The organism is Streptomyces sp. NPDC001093 (genome assembly GCF_040298985.1).
Lineage (GTDB): Bacteria > Actinomycetota > Actinomycetes > Streptomycetales > Streptomycetaceae > Streptomyces.
On the sequence record NZ_JBEPBF010000080.1, the window covers coordinates 38934 to 46198 of the forward strand.

Below are 7265 nucleotides of genomic sequence, written 5' to 3' on the forward strand. Positions count from 1 at the left end.
CAGGCCCTGGTGCGGAGTGCCGGCCCTGGGCTTCGGGGCCGGCGCTGCGCGATCTGTTTCGTGCCGTCGCGGACGTCCGTTCCTTCGCGCATATACGTGGCCCCGCTGACGAATCGAGAGTGACTGGGCTCCAAGACAGGTCACACCGTCCGACGGCCAGCCGCCGAGACGTACTTCAGTGTGAGCAGCGCGGCCGCACCGTAACAAACGGCTGTTATGAGGAAGGAGGAGCGCGCTCCCACGTACCAGTTGTCGGGATGTGCCAGAGCGATGCCGATTACAGCGACGCCGACCAGTCCACCGAACTGACGGTTCGTGTTGAGCATCGAGCTGGCGATGTTCGCGTGCTCCGCGCCCGCGGACTCCATCAGCACGAAGGTCATGGCCGGCGCGCTGACACCGATACCGAAGTTGGCGATACCAACGGCCGCGGCCAGCATCCAGTACGGCGTGGAGTCGCTGATACCGAGGAGCGCCGCGGACGCCACGCCCGCGAGGGACAAGGCGGCGATCAGTGGCCGGCGCACGCCCCAGCGGTGGCTGTACCGAGCGAATGTCAGGTTACCGACCAGCGGTCCAGCCATCATGGGCAGCATCTGAACTCCGGCCAGAAAGGGCGAGGCTCCTCGCGCGTTCTGCAGGAAGAGACCGAGCATGAAGATCCCTCCCATGAGCCCGAAGTTGATGAGGAACCCGACGAGATTGGCTGCGGTGAAGCGGGATTCGCGGAAGAGGTCGAGCGGAACGATAGGCGCTGAGCTGCGGCGCTGTTGCACCACCAACGCGACGAGAAACACGACGGCTGCTGCACCCGACAGGAGGACGGGGACCGACGACCAGCCGAACGAGGGCCCCTCGATCAGCGTGAAGGACAGCGCCACGAGCCCGAGAACTCCCAGAGCATTGCCCAGAATCCGGGGCCGGACCCGCTGCGCCGGGATCGCGGCGATGTATCGCCTGGTCAAAAAGATACCTACGACACCGATCGGCAGGTTGAACACGAAGATGCTGCGCCAGCCGAGCGTGCCAACCAGGACTCCCCCGATTACCGGCCCCAGCGCCGTGAACGTGGACACGATCGCCGTCCACAGACCCACCATGCGGGTCCGCAGCTTGGGATCAGGGAAGGAGTTCGTGAGCAGCGTCAGTGAGGCCGGCATGAACAGGGCGGCTCCCGCCCCCTGGATCACTCTCGCGGTGATCAGCGCCAGGCCCTTTGAGGCGACCGCGCACGCGGCTGACGCCGCTACGAATACCACCATGCCCTGAAGGTAAATCTTCTTGGCCCCAAAGCGATTTGCCAGCGAACCAGCGAGGAGCAGCAGCGACGCAAAGGTCAGTACATATCCGTCGATTACCCATGTGAGCTCGGAAAAGTTCAGGTGCAACAAAGTCCGGATCTTCGTACCGGCTATGTTTACGACGGTGGTGTCGACCGTCGCCATGACAAACCCGGCCGCGAGAGCAGCGAGCTTCAGGCCGGGCCCGCCGCCTGGATCGGTTTTCTGGCCGACCGCGTCTTCAGTGGCCTTGGCGCTCGCCGCATCGCTGGGCATGGTCTCCTTCTGTCGGATCGATGTCGTCACCTTTTCCACCTGCACGAGGCTCACAGGCGTGAATCCGCAGTCGCGTACCAGGTCCGACGTCACGTCGCGAGCACGGTCGTCGTCCGCGCTGACCCCCATGGCCCACCGGCCCGGCTCGGCGAAAGCACGTGTGGTCAGCAACTCTTCGGGGATGTGCGTGAACGAACGTGCAACAAGGCTTCGCGGCCTTCCCGGCCAGCCACTACAGCGGAGCGCGACGAGCTCAAGCGGTGTCGCAGGCATGTACACGAGCAAGGGGAGGGTTCAGGCGGGGCTCGACCCCATCAGCGGGGGCAAGCCCAGCCCGAGGACGGCCGGATCAGTCGAGCTTCAGCGTCGGGTTCCGCAGATCGAACCACGTCGCCAGGTCGAGCGAGCGTTCCAGCACCGTCCGCTGCTGGAGGGTGATGGTGTCCTTGTCCGCCTTCACCGCCTCGCTCAGACGGTCCCGGCTGCACAGTGCCAGCGCCTGGTCGTCGCGGTCGAGCAGGTCGGAGACCTGGGACTGCACCGCCGCGAGGTACTGCGGGTCGAAGCTGCTGGGGTAGCCGCTCTTCTTGCGGTCGGCCACCGACCGCGGCAGCATGTCGCGCGTCGCCGCGCGCAGGAGGCTCTTCTCCCTGCCGTCGAACGCCTTCAGCGACCACGGGGTGTTGAAGACGTACTGCACGAGACGGTGGTCACAGAACGGGACACGCACCTCGAGCCCGGCCGCCATGCTCATCCGGTCCTTGCGGTCGAGCAGGGGCTGCATCTTCCGCGTCACGTTCAGATAGGAGACCTGGCGCATCCGCTTCTCCAGGCCGGTCTCGCCCTCCTTCAGCGGGACCTCCTTCAGGGCGTCGACATAGTGGTCCTGGACGTAGGTGCGCAGGTCGAGCCGGCGTGACAGGTCGTCGTCCAGGAGGCCGCCCGCCTCGAAGAGGGAGCCCTTGCCCGCGAGCCAGGGGAAGGTGTCCGCGTAGCGGAACCTGTCGTCGTGGAACCACGGGTAGCCCCCGAACAACTCGTCCGCCGACTCCCCGGAGAGCGCCACCGTCGACTGCTCGCGGACGGCCTTGAAGAGGAGGTGGAGGGAGTTGTCGCGGTCGCCGATCCCGTTGGGGAAGTCCCGTGCGCCGACGGCTGCTCGCCGTACCTCCGGGTCGGCCAGCGCGCTGCCGCGGAGCACGATGTCCCGGTGGACGCTCCCCACGTGCTCGGCCACCGCGTGCGCGAACGGGGTGTCCCGGGTGGGGGCGAGGTCGATCGCCTTGAAGTTCTCCTCCTGGTTCGGGAAGTCCACGGCGAAGGTGCGGACCGTCTCGCCCCGCTCCCTTAGCTGCTGGGCCGCCAGGGCGGTGATGACGGAGGAGTCGAGACCGCCGGAGAGCAGCGTGCAGCGGGGTACGTCCGCGACGAGCTGCCGGGAGACAATGTCCTCCAGCAACTCCCTGACGTGCGCGACGGTGGCCTGTCGGTCGTCCGTGTGGTCGCCGGCCTCCAGGCTCCAATAGGGGTACTCCCGCAGCCCGTTGACGTCCGTCACGGCGACATGGCCGGGACGCAGCTCGCGCATCCCGTCCCAGATCGCGTGCCCCGGGGTCTTGGCGAAGGAGAACATCTCCCGCAGCCCGTCCAGGCCGACGACGGCGGAGCAGAGCGGGTTCGCCAGGATCGCCTTGGGCTCGGAGCCGAAGAGGACGCCGTCCTCGGTCTCGTAGTAGTAGAACGGCTTGACGCCCAGCCTGTCCCTGACCATGACGAGCTTCTCGGTGCGCGAGTCCCAGACCGCGAAGGCGAACATGCCGTTCAGGTGCTCACCGATCGCCTCGCCCCACTCCACATAGCCGCGAAGCACGACCTCGGTGTCCGAGTCCGTGGTGAAACGGTGCCCGCGGCGGCGGAGTTCGTCGCGCAGTTCGGTGTAGTTGTAGGTCTCTCCTGAATAGACCGTCACCACTTCGCCGTCCGCGGTGTCCACCCGCATCGGCTGCGCGCCGCCGGGCAGGTCGATGACGGCGAGCCGCCGATGGCCGAGGGCGGCGTGCCGGCCCACCCACGTGCCTCGTGTGTCGGGACCGCGGTAGGCCATGGTCTCGGTCATGGCGTCGAGGACCTGCGAGTGCTGCGTCAGATCCCGACGGTACGAAACCCAGCCGGCAATACCGCACATGGGATCAAACCTTCCCTCGAAAATAGTTGCATCAAGTTCAACCTCGGTAACCGGTGCCGCCGTCCGGTGTCATTCCACCTGGATCACATCCGCCGGGCAGATGGCGATGGCGTCCTCGACCGCCTCACGCACGTCGTCGGAGGGCGCGGGGTCCAGAAGGATCACGATCCCGTCGTCGTCCTGGTCGAAGATCTCCGGCGCGACCAGGACGCACTGTCCCGCGCCGCAGCAGTTGTCCGTCTCGATCGAAATTTTCATGGTTCTCCTCCTCGGGTCAGGCCCTGGTCGCTGATCGGTCACCAGGTGACCGGAAGTGCGTGGCAGCCGTAGACCAACATGTCGCTGCGGAAGGGAACATCCGCGAATTCCACCGCCAGACGCAGCTCCGGAAAGCGGGCCAGCAGCGTGTTCAGGGAGATCTCCAGCTCGACACGCGCCAAGGACTGGCCGAGGCACTGGTGCACGCCGTACCCGAAGGCGATGTGGTGCTGGGCGTTCCGGCGTCGGATGTCGAACGTATCGCCGTCGGGGAAGTGATCCGGGTCGCGATTGGCCGAGGCGACGGCACACACGATTCCCTCGCCCGCCTTGATGAGTTGGCCGCCCACTTCGACGTCCGCGATCGCGGCCCGCCGCGGCCCGCTGCGCGTGATGCTGTGGAAACGCAGCAGTTCCTCGACGGCTCCCGGCATCAAGGAGGGGTCCTTGCGCAGTTCGTCGGCCGCGTGGGGATTGCGGATCAGTGTCAGCGCGCCGAGCCCGATCATGTTCGCGGTGGTCTCGTGCCCGGCGATCAAGAGCAGCGTGGCGGTCCCCGTCACCTCTTCCCGGGTCAACTGGCCTTCGCGCATCCGCTCGTGGACCAGCTCACTGAGGATGTCGTCGCCCGGGTCCGCCTCCTTGCTGGCGACGAGGTGGCCCAGGTAGGCGCGCAGTTCCTTGCGGGCCGTGGCGCGCTCGTCCTCCGTGTTCACCCGGGAGAGCACGGTGGCGGTGATCGACTGGAAGAGGTCCCGGTCTTCGTACGGCACGCCGAGCAGCAGGCTGATGACAAGGGACGGAAGCGGGAGCGCCAGGAACCTCACCAGGTCCACGGACCCGTCGGGTCCGTCCTTGCGTTTCTGTTCCTCCATCTCGTCGCACAGGTGGTCGGTGATCTGCTGGATGCGAGCGCGCAGCGCGGACACGCTCTTCACGGTGAAGGAGTGCGTCAGCATTCTGCGCCGGCGACTGTGCTCGGGAGGGTCGGTCCGTATGAGGCTGCTGCCTTCGCCGGCGGTCACCATTCCGCTTCGGGGGAATCCCGGAGCGTTCACGTCGGAACTGAACCGGGGATCCGACAGAGCGCCGCGGATGTCCGCATAGCGCGTCAGCAGCCAGGCCCAGCTCCCGTCGGGCAGCGAGACACGACTGACCGGATGTTCGATGCGCAGTTTCGTGTATTCCCGCGGCGGGGAGAAGGGGCAGCCCGGCGGGGGTTCGGCGGGCAGGGGGGCGAGTGTCTTCGATCGATCCACGTCAGTCCTTACGTCGTTGTGTCCTGGCACGAACTAGCGAGTGCCCAATGGAAGCCGTCCCGGTGTTGCCGTGCCGGGCGACCGGCATGTGCAGGTGCGCATCGCTCCATCGGCCTGATGCGGGAGGCGGGACGAAGCGGCGGATCCCTTCCGGTGGGACGGACAGGTCCGTCAGCAAGCCGTGAACGGCGCGCGGGAGTTCCCGTGTCACGTAGTCACGGACCTCACGCCCGCGCATGCGGAAAGAGTGCCCGCCACCGGCGACGGTGTCGGAGGAGGGCGGTTTACGGCTCCCGCCTGCCTCGATGCCGATGAGGTCGAGCAGTCGGCTGTCCGTCGCCACGCTTCCACCGAGGAATCTCCCGCGCACACGGCGTTCACGTCGAAGGCGGCGGCACGGTCGGCGCCGAGCAGACGCTGAACCACGGCGGCGACAGGGGGTTGGTCTGGTCGGGTGTGGAGAAGGCGACGATGATCCAGGTCAGCTCGGTGGGCCGGACCCCCGCGTTCTCCAGGGCGTGGGGGCCGGCCTCTGCCGCCAGATCCGACGCCGCCTGGTCGTCTTCCGCGTAGCGGCGCTCAACAACGCCCGTCTCGCGTTCGATCCACTCCGGGGTGACACCGGTTGAGGCCGCCATTTCCTGGTTCCCGACAGTACGCTTCGACAGGAACGAACCCGTGCCCAATATCCCGACACGCCCTGCGGCTGCCCCGGACGTGCTCAATCCCACATTTCCTCAACCGTGTCCGGCACCGCACAGGGTGCGCTCGATTTCACTGGCGATGTCCTCCTGGGCGTCAACGAGATAGAAGTGACCTCCGGAGAAGACATCCAGCCGGAAAGATCCCTCCGTGTGATCGCCCCAATGGTGCAGTTCACCGACTTCCACCCGTGGATCCGAGAATCCCGTGAAGCCGCGGATGGGGCATTTCAGAACGGGGCCGGGTACGTATTCGTACGTCTCCGCGGCGTGGTAGTCGCTGCGGATCGCGGGGAGGAACATCTTGAGTACGTCCGTGTCGCCGAACATCTCCGAGCCGGTGCCGTCGAGTGCGCGGATGTCCTCCGCTATCTCCTCGTCCGAGAGCCGGTGCAGTCCCGTGTCGACGTTGCGGTGGGGGGCGGGTCGCCCCGAGACGAAGAGGGCTTCGGCACCTTTTCCGCCCGACTGCAGCCTCAGTGCGACCTCGTAGGCGAGCGTTGCACCCATGCTGTGCCCGAACAAGGCGAAGGGGCCGTCGAGTCGCGGGCCCACCGCCCCGACGACGCGGTCGGCCAGCTCGTGGATGTGCGGGACATTGGCTTCGGACCTGCGGTCCTGACGCCCTGGGTACTGCATGGACCACACGTCGATTTCCGGGGCCAGCCTCTGCGAGAACGGAAAGAAGAAGCTGGCGGATCCGCCTGAATGCGGGAAACAGAGCAGCTGGTATCGCGCCTCAGGCGAAGGGTGAAACCTGCGCACCCAAGCGGTTTCTTTAACGGGGTTACCAGCCACGCCGCCTACTCCAAATCGTTCTGCACAGTGAACCGGGCGAAGTCTCGCGTTTGCACATGATGCCCGGATGGGGGATCGACAGCAATCCCCTACTTTCGCCGGGTGGGTCGGTAGGGGGGACAGGTGATCCGGTCGCCGGCGGTAGGGGATTTCCGGGAGAGAGGAGCCCGCCTAATCTCTGGCCAGATGGGCGTGCACTGCCCCACCTCGCACTCGCCCCCGGAGGAAACCACGTGAAGGAAATAGTCGATGCCATCGTCTCCACGGAGGCGACGTCCAACGACTACGCGGCGCTGCCACTCCCGGACAGCTATCGAGGCATCGCCGTCCGCAAGGCCGACATCGGGATGTTCGATGGACTGGACTCGGAGGTGAAGGACCCGCGCAAGTCCCTTCACCTCATGGAAGTCCCGGTGCCGGAACTCGGCCCGGGCGAGGCCCTGGTGGCCGTCATGGCCTCCTCGGTCAACTACAACTCGGTGTGGACCTCGATCTTCGAGCCCCTGCC

At 66.5% G+C, this 7265-nt stretch carries 6 protein-coding genes and 1 pseudogene; 1 reads left to right on the forward strand and 6 read right to left on the reverse strand.

The genetic code is table 11. The features are described 5' to 3' along the window. Positions 1-140 precede the first annotated feature (140 nt). The 6 genes from ABT288_RS31675 to ABT288_RS31700 form a co-directional block, all read right to left on the reverse strand. Complete coding sequence (locus tag ABT288_RS31675; RefSeq protein WP_351614987.1) at positions 141-1727, reverse strand: MFS transporter; 1587 nt, start codon at positions 1725-1727, stop codon at positions 141-143. A 178-nt stretch (positions 1728-1905) separates the two neighbouring features. Next, positions 1906-3741 carry an asparagine synthase (glutamine-hydrolyzing) gene (gene asnB, locus ABT288_RS31680; RefSeq protein ID WP_351614990.1) on the reverse strand — a complete coding sequence of 612 codons (1836 nt, stop codon included), beginning with the start codon at positions 3739-3741 and terminating at the stop codon, positions 1906-1908. 69 nt (positions 3742-3810) lie between these two features. Continuing rightward, entirely contained in the window at positions 3811-3999 is a 189-nt protein-coding gene (locus ABT288_RS31685) for a ferredoxin (RefSeq protein ID WP_351614993.1), read from the reverse strand. 38 nt (positions 4000-4037) lie between these two features. Continuing rightward, positions 4038-5258 (reverse strand): cytochrome P450, encoded by a 1221-nt coding sequence (locus ABT288_RS31690; protein WP_351614996.1) that lies wholly within the window; start codon positions 5256-5258, stop codon positions 4038-4040. 377 nt (positions 5259-5635) lie between these two features. Beyond that, the gene (locus ABT288_RS31695; RefSeq protein ID WP_351614999.1) at positions 5636-5896 is read right to left on the reverse strand and encodes a hypothetical protein; all 261 of its coding nucleotides are present in this window, start codon (positions 5894-5896) and stop codon (positions 5636-5638) included. A 99-nt stretch (positions 5897-5995) separates the two neighbouring features. Next, positions 5996-6757 carry a thioesterase II family protein gene (locus ABT288_RS31700; protein WP_351615002.1) on the reverse strand — a complete coding sequence of 254 codons (762 nt, stop codon included), beginning with the start codon at positions 6755-6757 and terminating at the stop codon, positions 5996-5998. 233 nt (positions 6758-6990) lie between these two features. On the opposite strand from ABT288_RS31700, the pseudogene ABT288_RS31705 reads away from it, so the two are divergent. Continuing rightward, a pseudogene (locus ABT288_RS31705) lies at positions 6991-7265 on the forward strand (crotonyl-CoA carboxylase/reductase); the annotation flags it as partial.